The following is a 20,280-nucleotide window of genomic DNA, read 5'->3' as shown; positions in this document are numbered from 1 at the left end:
TTATTTTTACAAAACAATTTAATTAGTGCTCAAAATGAAAGTAGCAATTGTTGGTGTGAGTGGAGCTGTAGGGCAAGAATTCCTGCGCGTACTCGACGAAAGAAACTTCCCGATGGATGAGCTTGTGCTTTTTGGCTCATCGCGTAGTGCCGGACGTGTTTATGACTTCCGTGGTAAACAGTACACCGTTAAGGAGCTTAAGCATAACGACGACTTCAAGGGAATCGATGTTGCTTTTGTTTCGGCCGGTGGCGGTACATCTGTTGAATTCGCAGAAACCATTACAAAACATGGTACTGTAATGATCGACAACTCCAGCGCATTCCGCATGGACAACGATGTACCTTTGGTAGTTCCTGAAGTGAACCCGGAAGATGCACTGAATCGTCCGCGCGGTATCATTGCCAATCCGAACTGTACTACCATCCAGATGGTCGTTGCATTGAAGGCAATCGAAAAGGTATCGCACATCAAGCGCGTACATGTATCAACGTATCAGGCAGCCAGCGGTGCAGGTGCAACAGCTATGGCCGAACTGATCAAACAGTACGAACAGCTTCTGAAGGGCGAAGAACCTACAGTAGAAAAATTCGCTTATCAGCTGGCATACAACGTGATCCCTCACGTAGACGTATTCACTGAAAACGGTTATACAAAAGAAGAAATGAAGATGTATAACGAAACACGCAAGATCATGCACTCCGATATCGAAGTGAGCGCAACCTGTGTTCGTGTTCCCGTTATGCGTGCTCATAGCGAAGCAACCTGGATCGAGACAGAACGTCCGATCAGCGTGGAAGAAGCCCGCAAAGCATTTGCTGAAGGCGAAGGTATTATTCTGCAAGACGAACCGGCAAAGAAAGACTATCCGATGCCTCTGTTCGTTGCCGATAAAGAACCGGTTTATGTAGGCCGTATCCGCAAGGATATCAGCAACCCGAACGGTTTGACATTCTGGACTGTCAGCGACCAGATCAAGAAAGGCGCAGCCCTGAATGCTGTTCAGATCGCCGAATACCTGATCAAGGTGAAGAATATAGGATAATAAACTTTACAATCTTTCTATATATAAGGAGGGACGGTCTGTTGGAGATCGTCCCTTTTTGTTATATTCACTCACATTATGTTTGAGTTATCCATATCTGTTCACCCCATTTTCCAGATCACCGTTACATTCTTTCAGGAGGATCGTTTTCAACTCTTCCGCCTTCTCAGGATAACGGTCGATCACATTGCTTCGTTCCTGAGGATCGTCCAGCAGATTATACAATTCATAAACACCCTTCTTTCTGTAATAGCGTAATTTCCAGCCGTCGTTCATGACAATACCCGGCCCGTAATTGGAACCGTACACCACGTAACGCCCCTTCGCAATCTTCTTACCATCCAGCAAAGTAGATAAATAAGAAATACCGTCTTTTTGCACAGGTAAGGATATATTCAACAGTTCAGCCATCGTTGGCAACAGATCGAAGCTCGAAACCAAATCATCCCTCCGTTGTCCCTGCGGAATCAGTCCTTCACCGTAAAATACCAGCGGGATATGGACACCACCGTCCAGGTTACTACGTTTCAGACCGGCCATACTCGCATTTCCATTAAATATATCACCATCCAGATCGCTATAATATTTATTTTCATAATCATCAAACAACTCTCCGGTCTTCATATTCCGGTAAGGTTTCTCACATCGTCCGGCTTGGGAATAGTAAGTCTCATGTCCGTTATCGGCAGAGAAGATGATAATTGTTTTCTTATCCAGCCCCAAGCGTTTAAGCTCTGCCTGGATAATACCGATCTGATCGTCAATCATCTTGACCATCGAACCGTATTCTTTCTCGATCTGTGTCAGATCGGGATTCTCTGCCAGTTCAGGATGCACGGCAGGGATAGCCACCGGACCATGAGGCAACTGGGTGGGATGGAACAGGAAAAATGGTTTATCCTTATTCTCACGGATGAAAGACAACATCTTATCCAGAAAGAGATCCTGCGAATAGACAGCTTTGCCGTTTCGGTTCCATCGCTCCTGGTAGGCGGCTTCCGTTTCATTTTCGATACTCTTTCCACAATTTGCATGGGTATTTCCTGAAATAGAAACGATCTCCCCGTTATCAAACAGGAACGGCGGATAAAACCCGTGGCAGCGGACATGATCCAGATAGCCATAATAATAATCCCATCCATGCGCCTTCATCTGTTTGCGGGTGGCAGTAAAGCCCCATTCCAGTTTCCCGATCTCAGCAGTCACATATCCGGCTTGTTTGAAAACCTGCGGAAGATAATAATCGCCTTCGCCCAAAAGGATATCCCGGTCATCCATCTCCTTCTCGATAGCCGGTATCAACGAAAGACTATCGGTCGGAGGTATAAATTTTGCACCGGGCGTAATCATCCATTTATCCCTGCGGCAATCATGATAACCGGTCAGCAAAGAAGCCCTGGCCGGAGCAGAGAGCATACAACCGTAAGCCCGGTCGAAAGAGGTTCCGCGGGCAATCATAGCATCGATATTAGGCGTAGTGAACTGCTTCTGTCCATAGGCAGAAACCATCCCTTTACCCATATCGTCGGCATAGATAAAGATCACATTCGGCTTATCCGGCCGCTGAACCTGCTCTTTATTTGCTACGCAGGAAACAGTCGCCGACAGGATCGTCATACACGATAACGAGAGTTTTTTATTCATGGTATTATCCTTAATAGTCATTTCATGCTGAAATACAAAGATATGAAAAAAGCAGGTCCTTCCTTATCGAGTGAACCCGCTTCTTCTTATTATTTATCGCAAAAATCAATGATGGAATAACCGTACGCCGGTAAAGGCCATCGTTATACCATATTTGTCGCAGGTATCGATTACATGATCGTCGCGGACGGAGCCGCCTGCCTGCGCGATATATTCTACGCCGCTCTTGTGGGCACGTTCGATATTGTCGCCGAAGGGGAAGAAGGCATCCGAACCCAGAGAAACACCTTTCATCGTATCCAACCAGGCACGTTTTTCTTCGCGGGTCAGCACTTCCGGTTTTTCGGTAAAGAATTGCTGCCAGATACCGTCGGCCAGCACGTCTTCGTGGTCGTCGCTGATGTAGACGTCGATCGTGTTGTCGCGGTCGGCACGGCGGATCTTTTCGATCCAGGGCAGGTTCATTACTTTCGGGTGCTGACGCAGGAACCAGATATCGGCTTTGTTACCTGCCAGGCGGGTACAATGGATGCGACTTTGCTGGCCGGCACCGATACCGATGGCCTGTCCGTCTTTTGTATAGCAAACAGAGTTACTCTGAGTATATTTCAACGTGATAAGGGCGATGATCAGGTCGCGTTTTGCCTCTTCGCTGAAATCTTTGCTCTTTGTCGGGATGTTCGTCAGCAAGCTTTCGTCGAGCTTAATTTCGTTACGTCCCTGTTCGAAAGTGATACCGAATACATCCTTATGTTCGATCGGAGCCGGTTTATAAGCCGGATCGATCTTGATCACGTTATAAGTTCCTTTGCGTTTGTTTTTCAGAATGTCCAGTGCTTCCGGGGTATAATCGGGAGCGATGACGCCATCAGATACTTCGCGGTTGATCAGGCGGGCGGTCGCTTCGTCGCAAGTATCGCTCAGGGCGATAAAGTCACCATAAGAAGACATACGGTCGGCACCACGGGCACGGGCATAAGCGGTAGCCAGCGGAGTGAGAGGCAGATCGTCTACAAAGTAGATTTTCTTTAGTGTATCGCTCATTTCGATCCCTACGGCAGCACCGGCCGGGCTTACATGCTTGAAAGAAGCGGCAGCGGGAAGACCGGTAGCCTCTTTCAGTTCTTTTACCAATTGCCAGCTATTGAAAGCGTCCATGAAATTGATATATCCCGGACGACCGTTCAACACCTCGATAGGCAATTCCCCTTGCTGCATAAAGATGCGCGACGGCTTCTGGTTGGGGTTGCAGCCGTACTTAAGTTCCAGAGAGTTTTTATTTTCTGTGCTCATATTACTTATATATATGATAAACTATTTCATTTCCTCCATTCCTTCTTCCAGGGAATGAGGGGTATATCCTAACTCGCGCCGGGCTTTTTCGATACTCAGTCCGCTGAACCGGGGACGTGGCGTAGCTTCGTTCATTTCTTCCGTCGTGACCGGAAGGATCAACGAACGATCCAATTTGAAATAATCGGCTACACGATAAGCTATTTCCGCGATGGAAAGACATTCGCCTCCGCAAATATGGTATGTGCCGCTCTGAGAGGCATGCATCAGTTTTTCTACCCCGTCCGCAATATCGTGTACCCAGGTCGGTGTGCGGTATTGATCTGAAACGACACGTATCTCCTGACCTGCCTGCAAACGGTTCTTTACCAGTTGCAGAATATTACCATGTTGCCCGGGGAAAGCTTTTCCGTAGACTACTACTACACGGACATTGGCATAACTACTGCAATTGGCAGCTACCGCCTGTTCGCCGAGGTATTTAGAGGTGCCATAGTAATTCACCGGAGCAGGTGTATCCTCTTCGGTATACAACGCACCTTTATTTCCATCAAAAACAAAGTCGGTGGACAGATGGATAAAACGACTTCCCTGTTTCTCGGAACAACGGGCTATATTTTCTACGGCAGACACATTCGCTGCATACGCTTCTTCATGGTGTAATTCGCAATAATCGGGTACGGAAAGCGCGGAGCCGTTTATCACTACTTCCGGACGGACCTCATTTATCAACCGTGCGATAGCCGCATGATCGTTGATATCAGCCTGGATAAACCGGTGAGTGTTTGCCGGAGCGATATCTCCGTGCAGGGAACAACCGGTCAGTTCATACTTCCCGTGCAAAGACAGATGTTGTAATATCCGTCTTCCTGTAAAACCGTTTGCTCCAATTATAAGTGTTTTCATCAGAATGAATAGATCAATACACCTAATATGCGGTGATTCGTTATTGAATGTGTATCACGGATACGTCCGTCCGACAGTGTCTCTTTACCATACCAGGCAAGTGAAGGACTGTATTCAAACCCAAGTTTCCAGTGAGGCAACACATAAGACAGCTGCAGGTTGGTTGTAAAAACCTGGTCTACGTCCAAACCGACTCCATAAGTATCGCCTACAATATCCTTACCCGCTCCCAGGTTCTTCAGATAACCGACAAATAAGCCGGGTTGCCATTTCTTTCCGTAGACCACATTCAGCCAGGTCATAGAATGACGGTAAGGCGTATATTCCTGCTCGCCGGTACGCTTATCGATACTGCTCACGCCATAACCGCCCAGCATACAGAGGTGTGCCAGGTTCTCTCCCAGGATCGTTTTGGCGGAGATCTTCCAGTTTTCATCGGTATAACGGGCATGAGCTTCAACAGAAACAGAGGTAATACGCTCGCTTACCTTATAGGTATTATCACCTACAACAGACTTTACGCGAGGTACCAGTGAAAGGACATCGACCCCGACACCAGCCGTCCACTTCTTATATTTATAATCGATACCGCCATAGAATTCAGGCACACAGCTATTCTTAATATATTCCTCGCTCTTCCCGTTAGGGCCGGTAGACAGATACTGCAACTGCCAGATCGCCGCACCGGTCAGGCTCCACCCATTATCCGTATAGCGGTAACGAAGCATCGGGTTACGGCTGAACGCCTGGAAAGGTGCTCCGGTAGAAAGGTTCAACATCTGTGGAAAGATATCGCCGAACAAGGGGTGCCAGGTCTGGCCGATCAATACGGCAGATTTTCCCCAATCGAGATTCACATAAGCATGGCGTACGCGGATCATCGCAAAGTTGCTACCCGAACCGCGAAAGTCCACTTCCAACTTGGCCGTCGTTTTTGCTTTTCCCACATTCGGTCCTGCCACATCTATCCCCAGCCGGGAATAAAGCAGGTAGAAACTGCCGTTTGCCGTTGCATTCAGGTCGTTACCATCGGCATCCGGTTTTTTATCCAGCGGATAAAGATGGAACAGGCCGTCTACGATCTCGGAGTTCGCCCGGGAGTTATAAAACAAATCACCACGTACCTGTCCGTAAAAGTTATACGAAAAGTTCTTCTTCTGTGCGTAACCGGAAGTTATTGCTAACAGTCCGGCCAGTAAAAGCATGCTCAGTCTCGTTCTCATTCAAAAGCGTTTAATTTAGAAATAATACATAACCAATCCCAGTATCCGGTGATTGGTTACAGCGTGGGTGTCTCCCACTTTCCCGTTCTTCCGGTCGATCGTACCGTACCAGGCCGTTGCCGGCGAGTATTCAAGTCCGATCTGCCAGTGAGGGAGATTATATGAAAAATTCAAATTCACTGTCAGCAACTGGTCGATATTCAGCCCCATACCATAGACTGTATTCGAAGCCAGTGCATCGTCCGTTCCCAGATTCTTGGTATATCCCATAAAGAGCCCCGACTTCCATTTCGTACCATACGTAAAATTAGCCCAGGTCGTCGAATGGCGGAACGGAGTGTACTCCTGCTCACCCGTTCGCGGATCGATCGAACTGATACCATAGCCGCCGATCAGCGCCGTCTGGTCCAGACACGAAGCCATCAGGCTTTTGGCTGCAAAGGTATAATTACGTCCGGTATATTTCAAGTGAGCTTCATACGAATATGTCGTCATCCGCTCATTTACTTTATAAACTTTACCGTCTATCTCTGATTGGGTACGCGGTTTCAGGGAGATAAGATGGATACCGGCACCTGCCAGCCATCCGTTGCCCGACGTATAATCGGCTCCCACGTAAAATTCCGGTACGCAACTGTTCTTTATGTAATCTTCACTCATCCCCTTCGGACCGCTCGACAGGTATTGTAACTGCCAAAGAGCAGAAGCGGTCAGCTTCACCTTGCCGGTCGTATACTGATAACGGATCTGCGGACTGCGGTTAAACGGTTGGAAAGGCGCACCGGTAGAGAGATTCAGCATATCCGGGACAACAGAGCCGAACAGCGGATGCCAGGTCTGTCCGATCAATACATTACTCTTTTCCCAGTCCAGAGCCACCCAGGCCTGACGGATACGCAACATTGTCGTACTTCCGGAAAAGCCGCCGAAATCGGTTTCCAGGCAAGCGGAAGTTCGAGCCGTACCGACATTCGGTCCGGTCACACTAATTCCCAGGCGCGATGTAAACGTATAGAAACTACCATTGGGCGTTCCATTCAGATCTTCTCCATCCGCATCGGGATTCTTATCCAGCGGAAAAAGGTAGAAGTTTCCATCTACCGGAGCCATATTTGCACGGGTGTTGTAAAACAAATCACCACGTACAAAACCATAAAACTTGTAAGTGAAGTTTTTCTTTTGGGCAGTTGCAGAAAACAAGGTCAGTGCACTTACCAGAAGCAGAGCCAGTTTTTTCATTCTCGTTGTTTGTTACCTATTTGTCTAGTTTGAAGGCGCAAAGGTATATATTTTTGTTTATTCAATTTGAAGATCGAAATATTATTTGTTACTTTGCTTCCAAGTTGTAAGCCTGAAAGGCCTAATTTGATTAATAATGTAAACTACATAAAGAATTATGAGTACGAAAAAGTTTTTATTAGAGGAGAAAGACATACCTACAGCCTGGTACAACATTGTGGCTGATATGAAGAACAAACCACGTCCTATGTTAAATCCGCAAACAAAGCAACCGCTGAAGGAAGAAGATTTGTATCCTTTATTTTCCAAAGGGGTATCCCACCAGGAAATGAACACGACGGATACATGGATTGAAATTCCTGAAGAAGTGCGTGAACTATATAAGGTATGGCGCCCTACTCCGCTGGTTCGTGCTTATGGCCTGGAAAAAATGCTGGATACTCCGGCACATATCTATTTCAAGAACGAAAGTGTCAGCCCGATCGGTTCGCATAAACTGAACTCGGCGATCGCACAGGCGTACTATTGCAAACAGGAAGGAACTACCAATATCACGACCGAAACAGGTGCCGGACAATGGGGTGCCGCCCTTTCCTATGCCGCTAAGGCATTCGGACTGGAACTGGCCGTTTACATGGTAAAGGTAAGTTATCATCAGAAACCTTACCGCCGTTCGATCATGCAGACTTTCGGAGCTCAGGTGATCGCCTCTCCGAGTATGAGTACGAAAGCGGGACGCAAAATCCTGACAGATCATCCCAATTATCAGGGCAGCTTGGGTACGGCAATCTCGGAAGCGGTAGAACTGGCCATGCAGACCCCAAACTGTAAATATACTTTAGGTAGTGTTTTGAACCACGTTATGTTGCATCAGACCGTGATCGGCCTCGAAGCTGAAAAGCAGATGGAAATGGCGGGCGAATACCCCGATGTTGTAATCGGTTGCTTCGGTGGCGGTTCAAACTTCTCCGGTATTACATTCCCTTTCCTGCGTCATAAACTGACAGAAGGTAAAGATATACGTATCGTTGCTGCCGAACCGGCTTCCTGTCCGAAGCTGACACGCGGACAGTTCCAGTACGACTTCGGTGATGAAGCCGGTTATACCCCGCTGATCCCGATGTTCACATTAGGACATAACTTCGCTCCAGCTAATATTCATGCAGGCGGTCTGCGTTACCACGGTGCAGGTTCAATCGTCAGCCAGTTGATGAAAGACGGCCTGATGAATGCAGCGGATGTAAAACAGTTGGATACATTTAAAGCGGCTACCATGTTCGCACAGGCAGAAGGTATTATCCCGGCTCCGGAATCTTCTCATGCAATCGCCGTTGCCATCAACGAAGCACTGCAAGCAAAAGAAGAAGGCAAGCAACGTACCATCCTGTTCAACCTGTCCGGCCATGGCTTGATCGATATGGCAGCTTACGACCAGTATCTGGCAGGCGACCTGGGCAACTACGAAGTTACCGACGAGGATGTAGCAAAGAACCTGGCTGAAATAGAAAAGATTATCTAATTACAGATAATCTTTTAAATGATAAAAGTGGCGCTAATAACAGGGACTCACGTCTTTTGTTATTCGCGCCACTTTCGTGTGTGTGTCTATGAAATGTTTTAAAATAGGTATTATGAGAAAATTTCCTCATAACTGGTTGCTGGTACAACCATTTCTTGTGTATTCAAACTAAAATCTTTTTTCTTTTTGTTCCACATTCCGTATACGGAATTAATTTCTCCCTTTTCCTCGTTATACTGATAAGAGATCAGATAATAAGGATCCCAGGTTTCCTTTGACTGATTCCAGCGGTACGCTTTCTTTTCAGCGACTTTGCCGTTCTCATTATAGGTGAATTCATATTTCACCTGCTTGTTTAAAAGTCCTTCTTCCTGCAGGAAGATAACTTTCGATACGATCTTACCATTCTCCTCCTTTGTATCATAAAGATAGTTTCTGGGAGAGGCTGCACTCATTGCCAGACTACATACGAACAAAACAACCAGTGCCAAAATTTCTTTTCTTAAGATTGAAGCTTTCATAAATATATTACTTATAAGATTTACTTTCAAATTGCGTGCAAATGAACACAGTTTTCCGGTACAAACCAAATATTTACTGACAATTTGATAGTCCAATCGACATATTTAACCATTTTAAACCAACTCCAAATCAGAGCAAAAAGAATAACAACTTACGATTTATAAGAAATCGCACCTGTTAATGCTAAACAAAGTCCTTTTAAGTACGAAACTTCTAAAAAAAACAATAAAAACAGCCACGCCACTTACGAATTGACACTAATATTTTTTTTGTCATCATCTACATTTTTTTAGAACTAAATGCCCCCTTCCGGTTGTTATTTACAAATAAAGGCAGGATATTAGTACCCCAATTAAATCGGTATATCATGGAGAAAAATATTTTTAAACTGGAACAGGAGCAATTGAAAGAAATCGCTCTTACATTACAGCAGAAGGTAGAAGAAGGTTTAGCTAAAGACAATGCTGAAATACAATGCCTTCCTACATTTATTACTCCCAGAAGTAAAGGTATCTGTGGAAAAGCATTGGTTCTCGACCTGGGCGGCACCAATTATAGAGTAGCAACCGTTAATTTTGCAAACGATAAAACAACCATCCACCCGGAAAACGGATGGAAAAAGGACCTATCGGTTATGAAAACTCCCGGCTTCACCCGTGACGAATTATTTAAGGAACTGGCCGATCCGATCGGAGAGATCAAACGGGATGAAGAAATGCCGATCGGTTATTGCTTCTCCTATGCAGCCGAATCGCTTCCTGACGGCGATGCCCGGTTACTGCACTGGACGAAAGGAGTTAATATAAAAGATATGATCGGAAAGCCTGTCGGAAAACCTTTGCTCGACTATCTGAATGAAAGAAACGACGTCAGGTTTACCGGTATAAAAGTCCTAAACGACACGGTAGCCAGTCTGTTTGCCGGCCTTACCGACAGCAGTTATGACGCTTATATCGGGCTGATCGTCGGAACCGGAACCAATATGGCCACTTTCATTCCGGCAGATAAAATAACCAAACTTCCTCCTTCCTGCCAGATGAAAGGACTTATCCCCGTTAATCTGGAATCCGGAAACTTCAACCCGCCTTTCCTGACTACTGTCGATGATACGGTCGATGCCTGTTCCAACAGCCGGGGTAGTCAGCGTTTTGAAAAGGCTGTCTCCGGTATGTATCTGGGAGAAATACTCAAAGCGGCATTCCCCCTCGAAGAATTCGAAGAAAAGTTCGATGCGCAGAAGCTGACAACGATTATGAACTATCCGGATATCCACAAAGAGAAATATGTCGAGGTGGCACATTGGATCTATAATCGGTCGGCACAACTGGTAGCTGCATCGCTTGCCGGATTGATCAAACTGCTTACATATTATAATAAAGATATCAAAAAGATCTGCCTGGTGGCTGAAGGTAGCCTCTTCTGGAGTCAGAATAGAAAAGATAAAGATTATAACATCCTTGTAATGGAAAAATTACAGGAGCTCTTGAATGAATTCGGACTGGGAGACATAGAAGTTCATATCAACAAAATGAATAATGCCAACCTGATCGGAACAGGTATTGCTGCATTATCCTGATCATATTGTAAAAGGTTCGAAATTTCAACTCATTTCGAGCCTTTTGTTTTTTTCTATACATATCGTACTGATGAATCATGATAATATTTTTTCAAATTCATCATGCAAATAAGACTCAATCCGTTATCTTTGCCTACACACTAGTTTAATATGAATGCCATGATAACAGAAGTTTTCAGAGAAAAGTCGCCCCTATCCATTAAGGACAGTTTTATCTTATTTGAACGCACAAAATCATCTTTCACATTTCCCATACACGTCCACAATGTTTGGGAACTAAACTTTGTAGAAAATGCAAGTGGTGCCCAGCGGATTGTCGGCGACTCGGAGGAAACTATCGGCGAAAAAGACCTGGTACTGATCACCAGTACTGAATTGAAACATGCTTGGGTGAACGGGAACTGCCGTTCGAACGATATCCATGAGATCACGATCCAGTTTCATCCTTCCCTGTTTTCTAATCCGGCTTTTCAGAAAAACCAGTTCGACTCGGTCATGAAAATGATGGCAAAAGCAGAACACGGATTGGCATTCGGCCAGGCCGATATCAACCGTGTACTTCCTATTATGCGAATGATATCCACAGAAAAAGGTTTTTATTCTGTCATGAAGTTCTTTATACTATTACACGAACTCTCCCTTTCAGAAGATGTGCGCGTTTTATCCAAAAACGCATCTCCGCAATATACGGAGACCGATTATCAGATGAAAAAGATACTCGACTATATCGGTAAGAACCTAGCCGAACCGATCACGATAGACGAACTGGCCCAATATATGGGAATGAGTCTTTCCACGCTTTCCCGTTTCCTTAAGAAGAACACGAACCATAATTTCACGGACTTTCTGCAGGAATATCGTATCAACTCTGTTGTCCGCGAACTGAACAACAATGAAAAGGAATGCATCATGGATATCGCTTCCCGGTGTGGTTTTGCCAGCCAGTCTTATTTCTATAAAGTATTCAAGAAATTCAAAGGCGTCACCCCACAGGAGTATCGCGAGAATTACCAACGAATGCGAGTTATCGTATAACTCGCAATTTATTCCTGATCAGTCAAAATAAAACCTGTACTTATTCCATGTGACCGAATAGAGCAATTCAGTCTGACCTCACAGCGCAATCAAAAACAAGGCAAATAGCTAATTACAAGAAACTTAAATAAATAAACCAATGCAAAATCATGAAAACGTTTATTCACATTTAATACGTTTTTATTTGTTAACATAGCTCTATACAAGTGGCATTATAGTTAATTTTTATTCCCATAAAAGATTCAAAAGAGTTTTATTTTAATAAAATTGACAGATGCGTACAATAAATTGACTGAATCAGACACTTCTGCTTTTACTCCATTCTCTACATTTGCAATGAAGATTAACATTAATGCCATTCATTATGAAAACACATCGAAATTTAACCTTAGGATTGTTCGCTTGTTTGTTCCTTTTAGGTTCATGTACAGACTGCGAAATTGCAGACCAGAAAGCTGGTGGTTCCATTGCGACAAAAGCCGTTGCAAATACTGACGTAATACTTCACTGGAATACGGAAGAACAAAATATCGATGGTTTCGGTGTGGCACAAGCCGGATGGGCGGATTATTTGTATGCACATCGCAAACGTGATACGGTATTAGACCTGATGTTCGGGAAAGAGGGGCTGCACCTGAATATCTTAAGAGGTGAAGTCTATTCTCATTATTGGAAAAAGGAAGGAGATACTTCCTTCTATTTGGATGAAGAAATCGATATGCCGCTCGATGACCCATTTTTCGACATCGACTACAGTGCCGACGGGAATGAAGCGGCAGAAGAAATGGCTCAACGCAAAGGACAGTTATGGATTAACCAGCGTGTCAAAGCATTATATGATGTCGATAAATTCGTTTATTCCGTTTGGAGTCCGCCTGCCTATATGAAAAGTAACGGCAGCGATTCGAAAGGGAATTTAAAATCTGCTTACTATCAAGAATATGCCAATTATCTATCCGCTTTTTGTGATGCTTACAGTTCGGTAGGTTTAAAGCCTTATGCCATATCACCAGCCAATGAGCCGGAATATGCAGCCTCTTGGAGCTCTTGCCTCTGGTTACCGGGAACAACTACCTTGGGACGTTTCATCGTCAACAACATGGGGCCTACATTCGCCAGCAAGCAACCGGACGTGAAAATTATCTTCGGAGAAAACGCACAATGGACAGGTATTTTAGGTTTTATCATGGGTAGTAAAAATTATGTTCGGGATATTTTAAATATCAATACTCGTATCACCAATTTCCCAATCATCGCAGCCGGACACGGTTATGCTGACCCGGTAACAAAAAAAGATCCGGCTATCGAACCGTTTACCAAAGCAGAATCGAAGAATGTACCGGTATGGTTGACAGAAATCAGCGATCCGCACAATTCATACAGTACCTCAATGGAGGATGGCCTTAACTGGGCGGTCAAATTCCACCGTTATCTTTGTGAAGCCAATGTAAGTTCGATTATCTGGTGGGCAGGAGCATTGCCTGATAGCGGAACAAACGAAGGCTTGATTTATATCTCCAAGAACCGTACGGACTACGAGACAGGTAAACGTTATGAGACATTCGGCAACTTTACACGCTATATTCCCGTGGGCAGTAGACGCATATCAGCCGAATATAATACAGATCAGGGATATATGGTATCCGGTTACAAAAACGGCAATTCATTCACAGCAGTAGCTATCAATACCAATGACACAGAAAAGACTATCGATTTGATAGTCGACAATACTCAAACTGCCGGTCCGATAGTAGGTCATCTGACTGATGCCACACACAAATGGGCTGCTCTGGATACAATACAACCGGTAAACAATACTTACGTAGTTACACTACCGGCTAAAAGTGTCATAACATTTACAGGAAACGTTGAATAACTTTAAATTTATAAGACCATGAAAAAGTTTTTTACACAAACAATTTTATTGGTTGTCGCTTTATTAGCGGGAACAAGTGCTAAAGCCGTCAGTTATAAGATTGATGGGCCAAGTGAATTAACAACTAATGCAGTATACAGCATAGTAACAACTGATGGCAGTGCTCTGCCATCTAGTTTAACAGCAACTTGGGATTATCCTTCGGATTTTTACCGTATTAGCTATACAAACACAACGATCGAATTAGGGAGAAAAACAGCTGAAGGTTCTTATTCTTTGAGAGCGACATTAAGTAATGGTACTGTATTAAGCAAGACAATTAATGCTGTTAAACCAACATCTCCGGATCCAGATCCTAAGCCCGAAGAAAATGAAATAAGTTTAAATGTTATAGGTATTAGTGATAAACTATCTGGTAGCTATTCAAATATTAATCAATATGTAACTTCTTTAGGAAATAGTTTTACCACAACCAGCGGAGATCTTTATTTCTCATGTGTAATCAAAAAAAATGCTTCAGCAACATCTTCAACAGTAAATACTGAACACCTGAAAATTGCATACGGATACCATAATAGTCCTTATACAACATCGGTATACCAAGGAGGTACATTAAAAAACAACATAACTGTGTCCGATTATGGTACAGAGATAATAATTAAAGCTCCCAGCAATTGGATATACGGATTAAGTAACAACACCATCAGTTTCTATTTCGTTTATACCCATAATTCTGGTCAACAATTATTTAATGGTACATATCGTATCATAAATGGAAATAGTAAACTTAAATCAATTACAAAAGAGCCCTCAATTACAGTTTCATATTATGATGCATCTAATGTAACAGTTAAATCTATTGACGAGTCTGCTATAAAATCAATCCGGGTTGTTGGAACAATGGGAGAATTGGTTAAAAACCAGTTATGCGGTAATAACAACATGGAAGCCAAGATCGATCTTTCCAATTGCAAAAACGGTATCTATTACATTCAAGTCGAAAAAACAAATGGTGTAGAGACAGCCAAGATCATAAAGAAATAAATCTCATATATAATCGGTCGATTATTAGAAGCTTCAAATAATCGACCGATTAAACTTAATCCTAATAAAACTATCATTTTATGAAAACTTTAAAATTAACCTTTCTACTCTCTATTTTATTTTGGGGAGGCATTAATACTTATGCTGAAAATCCCAATAAAACAAATCTATCAATAGTGGAACAACAAAGTTCAGATTACTATATCCACGGGAAAGATTATATCTACAACTTAGGAGGAAAAAGATACATTATAATGGGGGATAAACCAGCAAATGTTCATGTGACTTGGGACATTGACCAGTTGAATCGCGTGACCGAATTTACACAGTTTGTAGTTGTAACAAAAGGAAAAGCATTGGGTCCTCAAACAATCACAGCTCACATCACAGGAGATAACATTGATATCGTTTTAACCAAGAAGGTTATAGCTGTAAATGGAGATGATCCCGATATAAATGACTCTGGCTATATTCCTGAATGGTGGTAAATCTAATTTAATAATTATTATTTAACTATATAATCATGAACAGAAAACTAGCTTTTTCTCTATTACTAGGAGCCTTTGCTGTTTCCAGTTGGGCACAGCAGGCTATGACCGTAAAAGGTACGGTAAAAGACTCGGAGAACAATCCAGTCATCGGAGCAACAGTTGTTGTAAAAGGAACCACAATAGGTACAACAACTGACATTGATGGGAATTACACCATCAATGTCACCCCAGGACAGGTCCTGGGATTTTCTTACGTAGGTATGCAACAATCTTCTGTCACTGTAGGCAACAAAAACGTAATTGATATCACAATGGCCGACGGTGAATTATTGGATGAAGTTGTAGTAATCGGTTACGGTACTGTAAAGAAAAGTCACTTGACTGGAGCCGTTTCTTCCGTTTCCGGAAAAGAATTGCAGGCTAATGTTGCACGAACTACAGCTTCTGCCCTACAAGGACGTGTACCGGGTGTTACCGTATCAGCCAACACCGGACAACCAGGTTCAGGTATGACCATCAATATCCGTGGTGTAAGCTCCCTGCAATCAACTACTCCGTTGTATGTTATTGACGGCGTGTACGGTGATATAAATATGGTAGATCCGTCAGACATTCAATCCATTGAAGTATTGAAAGACGCCTCTGCTGCAGCCATTTATGGATCGCGTGCAGCAAATGGTGTTGTGTTGATCACTACTAAAGGCGGACGTAAAGATATGCCGACTAAGGTAACTGTGGATGCCTACACCGGTATCCAAATGGTTGCTAAAAAATATGATGTAATGGACGGTAACCAATATCGCGACTTCGCCAAGATCTACAACATCAATCAAGGTGTCGCAGAACTGACCGGCTGGCAAGGTAAAGGCACCGACTGGCAGGACGAACTATTCGAACAAGCCAATGTCAGCAAGGTGAACTTAAATGTAACAGGAGGTAGTAAAACTGCCACATTCAACGTATCCGGTAGCTACCTGAAACAAGACGGTATTGTAAAAACAACGGGATATGAAGCTTGGAACTTGCGTACAAAGAACACATTCTCTTTCTTCAATAATCATGTCCGCGTAGGGAACACATTTTTGATGAAATTTGCCAAAAAAGATTTCGATGATATTTCTTTCAGCGAATTATTGAATGTCGTCCCTCAACAGAGCGTGTATGATGAGAATAATTCTGTCGGGCATTGGGGAACTACTCCAAGTTGGGCTAAAGCCGGAGGTAACCCAGTTGGTTGGGCTGAAGCACATGACCGCCAAAAACATAGTATTGACTTGATGTTAAATGGCTGGGCAGAAGTGGATCTGTATCTTGAAGGATTGAAATACAAATTTAATGTAGGTCTGAATAAATACACCAATCGTAATTATACCTATATCGCACCTTATTATTTCAGTTCTGCCGGACAGAACCTGAAAACGCAATTGGACGAAAGTACCGGTTGGCAAAACGAATGGCTGATTGAAAATACCATCAACTATGACAAGGTATTCGGCAAACATACCATCAATGCAGTTGTAGGTTACTCTGCACAACAAAACGAATGGAGAGGTTTCGGTGCCGGACGTGACAATTTGCCGGAAGGCTTGTACGTGATCGATACCGGTGACTCTTCCACATCCACAACCAGTGGATCCACTTGGCGCGAATCAATGGTTTCCATGTTCGCCCGTGCTATGTATTCGTATGACGATCGCTATATGGCCAGTTTGTCCATTCGCCGCGATGGTTCTTCCAAATTTAATGACGGACACAAATGGGGTAATTTCCCTTCCGGTTCTATAGGTTGGAATATCATGAATGAAGATTTCTTTGAAGATTTGAAAGAAACATTCAATGAAGTGAAACTGCGTGGTAGCTATGGTGTATTGGGTAACCTAAATGGTATTGGACGCTACGCAATGCAATCTGCTCCTTACCAAGGTTTGAACGGTGTATTTGGAAACCAATGGCAAAACAACGGAGCCATCACTGGATACGAATGGGCAACACCGGGTGTTACAACCTGGGAAAAAAATAAAACATTAGATATCGGTCTTGACTTAGGTTTGTGGAATAACAAGTTAACTGTTAGTGCGGACTACTTTATCCAAAAAACAGAAGACATGTTATTAGCTATTCCTCAGCCGGGTAGCTTCGGATTGGCAGGAACTCCAGTTTCTAACGCTGGCAACGTTGAAAACAAAGGTTTTGAAATCGCACTCAATCACCGTAACACAGTTGGAGAAGTTTACTATCACGTAGGCGTGAACGCTTCTTTTTTAAGTAATGAATTAACTAAAGTAAATTCAACTGCTGATGAGTGGACAGGTTATGACCCACACGGTGGAGGTGCTGTTACATACGCCAAAACCGGATATCCTATCGGGGGTTTTTGGGTAATCAAGTCAAAAGGTATTTTCCAGAATCAAGGAGAAATCGACGCGGTAAACAAAGCAAACGGTTATACAGATGGTGATGGCGTTTATCATGGTGTACAAGAAAAAGCACAACCTGGTGATTTAATTTTCGAAGATGCAAACGGCGATGGTAAAATCGACGTGGAAGATAAACAATATGCCGGTAGTGCATTACCTAAAGTCACTTTAGGATTGAATCTCGGTTTCGCATGGAAAGGTATCGACCTGAATATGTTCTTCGATGGTCAGTTCGGACATAAGATTTACAATGCACTACCTTATTATAATATCAAAAAAGAAGGAGTTGGAAACTACTTGACCACATTTATGGACTCATGGCGTCCGGATAACACAAATACAACGATTCCTCGTTTTATTGGAGCCAGCGATGATCCAACTTCTATAACAGACAATAACGGTACGAATTGGGCTTATACAGACCGTTGGCTAGAAAACGGCGACTTCTTCCGCCTAAAAACATTAGAATTGGGATACACATTACCGAAAGCTTGGGTTACAAAAGCAATGTTGGAGAATGTACGTATTTATACAGCCATGGAAAACTTATTTACAATAACAGGTTATTCTGGTTATACACCTGATTTGGGAGTCAATACCGGTGACGGTGCAACAGGATCGGGTACAGACAATGTCATGAGTCGTGGTTGCGACGACGGTCGTTATCCTTCTGCCCGTACAATCAGTTTCGGTTTACAAGTAACATTCTAATTGATTTTAAAGAGATAGAAATATGAAAACAAATTTAAAGAAATATATCGCTGTCTTGGCTTTTTCTCCGCTTCTGTTCGCATCATGTAGCGATAGTTTCCTGGATCAAGGAAATAACCCCAATAAAGAAACAGAAGGTACATGGTGGAATAATGCTGCTAATGTAGAACGCGCATTAGTTGCCGTTTATAATCCGATACGTGACCATATGTATGGTTATTACGGTGTATTCTGTGGCATATGGAATCATTCCATGCGTGCAGACGATTTATACCCGACTCGCGGAGAAGAAGCTTTCGCATGGGAAGTTTTGTCGTTTACCAACACTCCGGAAAGCGGTTATGCCAGTAGCCTGTGGGAAAACCTTTATAAAAGTATACAGTACGCCAACAGTTTTCTGTTTTACGCCCCAAACTCTCCGGCAGATCCGAATAAATTGAAAGAGTGGATGGCAGAAGCACACTTTATGCGCGGTTTCAATTACTTCCTGCTCCAGCAAAACTATCGCGAAGCCGTTTTACGCACTTTGCCGGAAAAAGAAGCACCGGAGCATATTCCCTATTCTTCCCAAGAAGATATCTTAAAACAATGTGAAGAAGATTTCAAAGCTGCTGCTGCTGCACTGCCCGACACACGTCCGGCAGAAGAAAACGGACGGGTTACCAAAGGTGCAGCTCTGGCAATGTTAGGAAAAACATATCTCTGGCAAAAAAGATATGATGAAGCGAAAAAGCAATTAGCCGATGTCATTAATGGTCCCTACGGTTATGATTTGGTGGAATACGAAAATAATTTCCGAGATGATACTGAATTTAATAAAGAATCCATTTTTGAAATTAATTATGAATTCGTTTCTGGTACAAGTGATGACTTGTGGGGAAATCAAAACGGAACAAATGCTTCCATGGGCAATAATATGGCCAATTTCTTCGGTCCGGAATTTAGAAAAGGGGGATGGTACAAAATGCAGCCTTCCGCTCACCTGATAGATGAATATATCGTAGAAGAACGTCCAGCAGGTTCAGACAGTCGTTGGGACAAACGTTTATACACAACCTGTTACTTCAATTATGAAGATTACAATGACGTAAAGAAAAACGAAATATTTTATGGAGATGCTAATTTTGAAGAAATGTGGGAAGGTTGTTTAAAGAAAAAATTAAAACCTATGCCTGCGTTCCCGACGATTAACGGAAAGCCCGGACGTTTCTTATTCAAAAAATGGACATCCTGGTGGGTTGAAGCCGGAGCTTCCATGTATGCTGGTAATGACGCCCGTAAAAATAACCTTCGTGTCATGCGTTTTGCCGAAGTATTATTCCTGCATGCTGAAGCTTGCCTGCAAACCGGTGATGTAGCTGGTGCTATGGCAGATATCAACCGCATCCGCATGCGTGCCGGACTTGCAGAAAAACAAATAGGTGACAGCAATGCAGCCTGGAAAGAACTCCGTCATCAGAAACTGTTGGAATTCTGTGGAGAAAATATCCGTTGGTACGACTTGATCCGCTGGTATGACGCCGGTGAACTAAAAGCATATCTGATGGAAACCAAAGATCCGACACAGAATATCACTGCTTTTGAAGCTAAACACATGTATCTGCCGATCCCTCAAAGCGAAGTGGATGCCAACCATGCTTTGGAACAGAAAGAAGATTGGAGATAGTTCCTATTAGATATTAGTCTTACATGTACAGCCGGGGCAATCCCGCCCCGGTTGTTTTTATCCGGCAAAATAA

General features: G+C 43.4%; 15 protein-coding genes. 9 read left to right on the top strand and 6 right to left on the bottom strand.

All coding sequences use genetic code 11. The features are described from left to right. Nucleotides 1-34: 34 nt before the first annotated feature. Nucleotides 35-1,045 carry an aspartate-semialdehyde dehydrogenase gene (locus QZ076_RS02850; RefSeq protein ID WP_293710162.1) on the top strand — a complete coding sequence of 337 codons (1,011 nt, stop codon included), beginning with the start codon at nucleotides 35-37 and terminating at the stop codon, nucleotides 1,043-1,045. 87 nt (nucleotides 1,046-1,132) lie between these two features. Here the strand turns inward: QZ076_RS02850 and QZ076_RS02845 are convergent, their stop codons facing one another. From QZ076_RS02845 to QZ076_RS02825, 5 genes are all read right to left on the bottom strand, one after another. Beyond that, nucleotides 1,133-2,689 carry a sulfatase-like hydrolase/transferase gene (locus tag QZ076_RS02845; RefSeq protein WP_293710160.1) on the bottom strand — a complete coding sequence of 519 codons (1,557 nt, stop codon included), beginning with the start codon at nucleotides 2,687-2,689 and terminating at the stop codon, nucleotides 1,133-1,135. Between the two features lie 105 nt (nucleotides 2,690-2,794). Further along, entirely contained in the window at nucleotides 2,795-3,982 is a 1,188-nt protein-coding gene (locus QZ076_RS02840; RefSeq protein ID WP_293710158.1) for a phosphoribosylaminoimidazolecarboxamide formyltransferase, read from the bottom strand. Nucleotides 3,983-4,003: 21 nt separating this feature from the next. Then, on the bottom strand, nucleotides 4,004-4,891 hold the full coding sequence (locus QZ076_RS02835) for an SDR family oxidoreductase (RefSeq protein WP_293710186.1): 888 nt from the start codon (nucleotides 4,889-4,891) through the stop codon (nucleotides 4,004-4,006). Then, nucleotides 4,888-6,111, bottom strand: a complete 1,224-nt coding sequence (locus tag QZ076_RS02830) for a DcaP family trimeric outer membrane transporter (protein WP_293710156.1) — start codon at nucleotides 6,109-6,111, stop codon at nucleotides 4,888-4,890. Before QZ076_RS02830 ends, QZ076_RS02835 begins: the two co-directional genes overlap by 4 nt. A gap of 15 nt (nucleotides 6,112-6,126) precedes the next feature. Further along, nucleotides 6,127-7,350: a hypothetical protein gene (locus QZ076_RS02825; protein WP_293710155.1), complete on the bottom strand. Its 1,224-nt coding sequence runs from the start codon at nucleotides 7,348-7,350 to the stop codon at nucleotides 6,127-6,129. A 157-nt stretch (nucleotides 7,351-7,507) separates the two neighbouring features. On the opposite strand from QZ076_RS02825, the gene QZ076_RS02820 reads away from it, so the two are divergent. Further along, nucleotides 7,508-8,869 (top strand): TrpB-like pyridoxal phosphate-dependent enzyme, encoded by a 1,362-nt coding sequence (locus QZ076_RS02820; RefSeq protein WP_293710153.1) that lies wholly within the window; start codon nucleotides 7,508-7,510, stop codon nucleotides 8,867-8,869. A gap of 110 nt (nucleotides 8,870-8,979) precedes the next feature. On the opposite strand, the gene QZ076_RS02815 is transcribed toward QZ076_RS02820, so the two are convergent. Further along, nucleotides 8,980-9,390 carry a DUF3836 domain-containing protein gene (locus tag QZ076_RS02815; RefSeq protein WP_293710151.1) on the bottom strand — a complete coding sequence of 137 codons (411 nt, stop codon included), beginning with the start codon at nucleotides 9,388-9,390 and terminating at the stop codon, nucleotides 8,980-8,982. Nucleotides 9,391-9,758: 368 nt separating this feature from the next. Between QZ076_RS02815 and QZ076_RS02810 the strand changes: the two genes are divergently transcribed. The 7 genes from QZ076_RS02810 (at nucleotide 9,759) to QZ076_RS02780 (ending at nucleotide 20,207) form a co-directional block, all read left to right on the top strand. Continuing rightward, nucleotides 9,759-10,967 carry a hexokinase gene (locus QZ076_RS02810; RefSeq protein WP_293710150.1) on the top strand — a complete coding sequence of 403 codons (1,209 nt, stop codon included), beginning with the start codon at nucleotides 9,759-9,761 and terminating at the stop codon, nucleotides 10,965-10,967. A 159-nt stretch (nucleotides 10,968-11,126) separates the two neighbouring features. After that, nucleotides 11,127-12,002 (top strand): AraC family transcriptional regulator, encoded by an 876-nt coding sequence (locus QZ076_RS02805; RefSeq protein ID WP_293710149.1) that lies wholly within the window; start codon nucleotides 11,127-11,129, stop codon nucleotides 12,000-12,002. A gap of 364 nt (nucleotides 12,003-12,366) precedes the next feature. Then, on the top strand, nucleotides 12,367-13,878 hold the full coding sequence (locus QZ076_RS02800) for a glycoside hydrolase (protein WP_293710147.1): 1,512 nt from the start codon (nucleotides 12,367-12,369) through the stop codon (nucleotides 13,876-13,878). A gap of 18 nt (nucleotides 13,879-13,896) precedes the next feature. Further along, complete coding sequence (locus QZ076_RS02795; RefSeq protein ID WP_293710145.1) at nucleotides 13,897-14,922, top strand: T9SS type A sorting domain-containing protein; 1,026 nt, start codon at nucleotides 13,897-13,899, stop codon at nucleotides 14,920-14,922. Between the two features lie 80 nt (nucleotides 14,923-15,002). Further along, complete coding sequence (locus QZ076_RS02790) at nucleotides 15,003-15,410, top strand: hypothetical protein (RefSeq protein WP_293710143.1); 408 nt, start codon at nucleotides 15,003-15,005, stop codon at nucleotides 15,408-15,410. Nucleotides 15,411-15,445: 35 nt separating this feature from the next. Next, on the top strand, nucleotides 15,446-18,541 hold the full coding sequence (locus tag QZ076_RS02785; protein ID WP_293710141.1) for a TonB-dependent receptor: 3,096 nt from the start codon (nucleotides 15,446-15,448) through the stop codon (nucleotides 18,539-18,541). Between the two features lie 22 nt (nucleotides 18,542-18,563). Continuing rightward, the gene (locus tag QZ076_RS02780; protein ID WP_293710139.1) at nucleotides 18,564-20,207 is read left to right on the top strand and encodes a RagB/SusD family nutrient uptake outer membrane protein; all 1,644 of its coding nucleotides are present in this window, start codon (nucleotides 18,564-18,566) and stop codon (nucleotides 20,205-20,207) included. The last annotated feature ends 73 nt before the right edge of the window (nucleotides 20,208-20,280 follow it).

It is taken from the genome of uncultured Parabacteroides sp., from assembly GCF_905196875.1.
GTDB lineage: Bacteria > Bacteroidota > Bacteroidia > Bacteroidales > Tannerellaceae > Parabacteroides.
The sequence above is the reverse complement of the archived record's forward strand: the minus strand, read 5'-3'. Positions and strand labels throughout refer to the sequence as shown.

Coding starts and splice junctions, on each gene's coding strand:
- QZ076_RS02850 (WP_293710162.1), top strand. CDS start 35: ATGAAAGTAGCAATTGTTGGTGTGAGTGGAGCTGTAGGGCAAGAATTC.
- QZ076_RS02845 (WP_293710160.1), bottom strand. CDS start 2,689: ATGAATAAAAAACTCTCGTTATCGTGTATGACGATCCTGTCGGCGACT.
- QZ076_RS02840 (WP_293710158.1), bottom strand. CDS start 3,982: ATGAGCACAGAAAATAAAAACTCTCTGGAACTTAAGTACGGCTGCAAC.
- QZ076_RS02830 (WP_293710156.1), bottom strand. CDS start 6,111: ATGAGAACGAGACTGAGCATGCTTTTACTGGCCGGACTGTTAGCAATA.
- QZ076_RS02825 (WP_293710155.1), bottom strand. CDS start 7,350: ATGAAAAAACTGGCTCTGCTTCTGGTAAGTGCACTGACCTTGTTTTCT.
- QZ076_RS02820 (WP_293710153.1), top strand. CDS start 7,508: ATGAGTACGAAAAAGTTTTTATTAGAGGAGAAAGACATACCTACAGCC.
- QZ076_RS02815 (WP_293710151.1), bottom strand. CDS start 9,390: ATGAAAGCTTCAATCTTAAGAAAAGAAATTTTGGCACTGGTTGTTTTG.
- QZ076_RS02810 (WP_293710150.1), top strand. CDS start 9,759: ATGGAGAAAAATATTTTTAAACTGGAACAGGAGCAATTGAAAGAAATC.
- QZ076_RS02805 (WP_293710149.1), top strand. CDS start 11,127: ATGATAACAGAAGTTTTCAGAGAAAAGTCGCCCCTATCCATTAAGGAC.
- QZ076_RS02800 (WP_293710147.1), top strand. CDS start 12,367: ATGAAAACACATCGAAATTTAACCTTAGGATTGTTCGCTTGTTTGTTC.
- QZ076_RS02795 (WP_293710145.1), top strand. CDS start 13,897: ATGAAAAAGTTTTTTACACAAACAATTTTATTGGTTGTCGCTTTATTA.
- QZ076_RS02790 (WP_293710143.1), top strand. CDS start 15,003: ATGAAAACTTTAAAATTAACCTTTCTACTCTCTATTTTATTTTGGGGA.
- QZ076_RS02785 (WP_293710141.1), top strand. CDS start 15,446: ATGAACAGAAAACTAGCTTTTTCTCTATTACTAGGAGCCTTTGCTGTT.
- QZ076_RS02780 (WP_293710139.1), top strand. CDS start 18,564: ATGAAAACAAATTTAAAGAAATATATCGCTGTCTTGGCTTTTTCTCCG.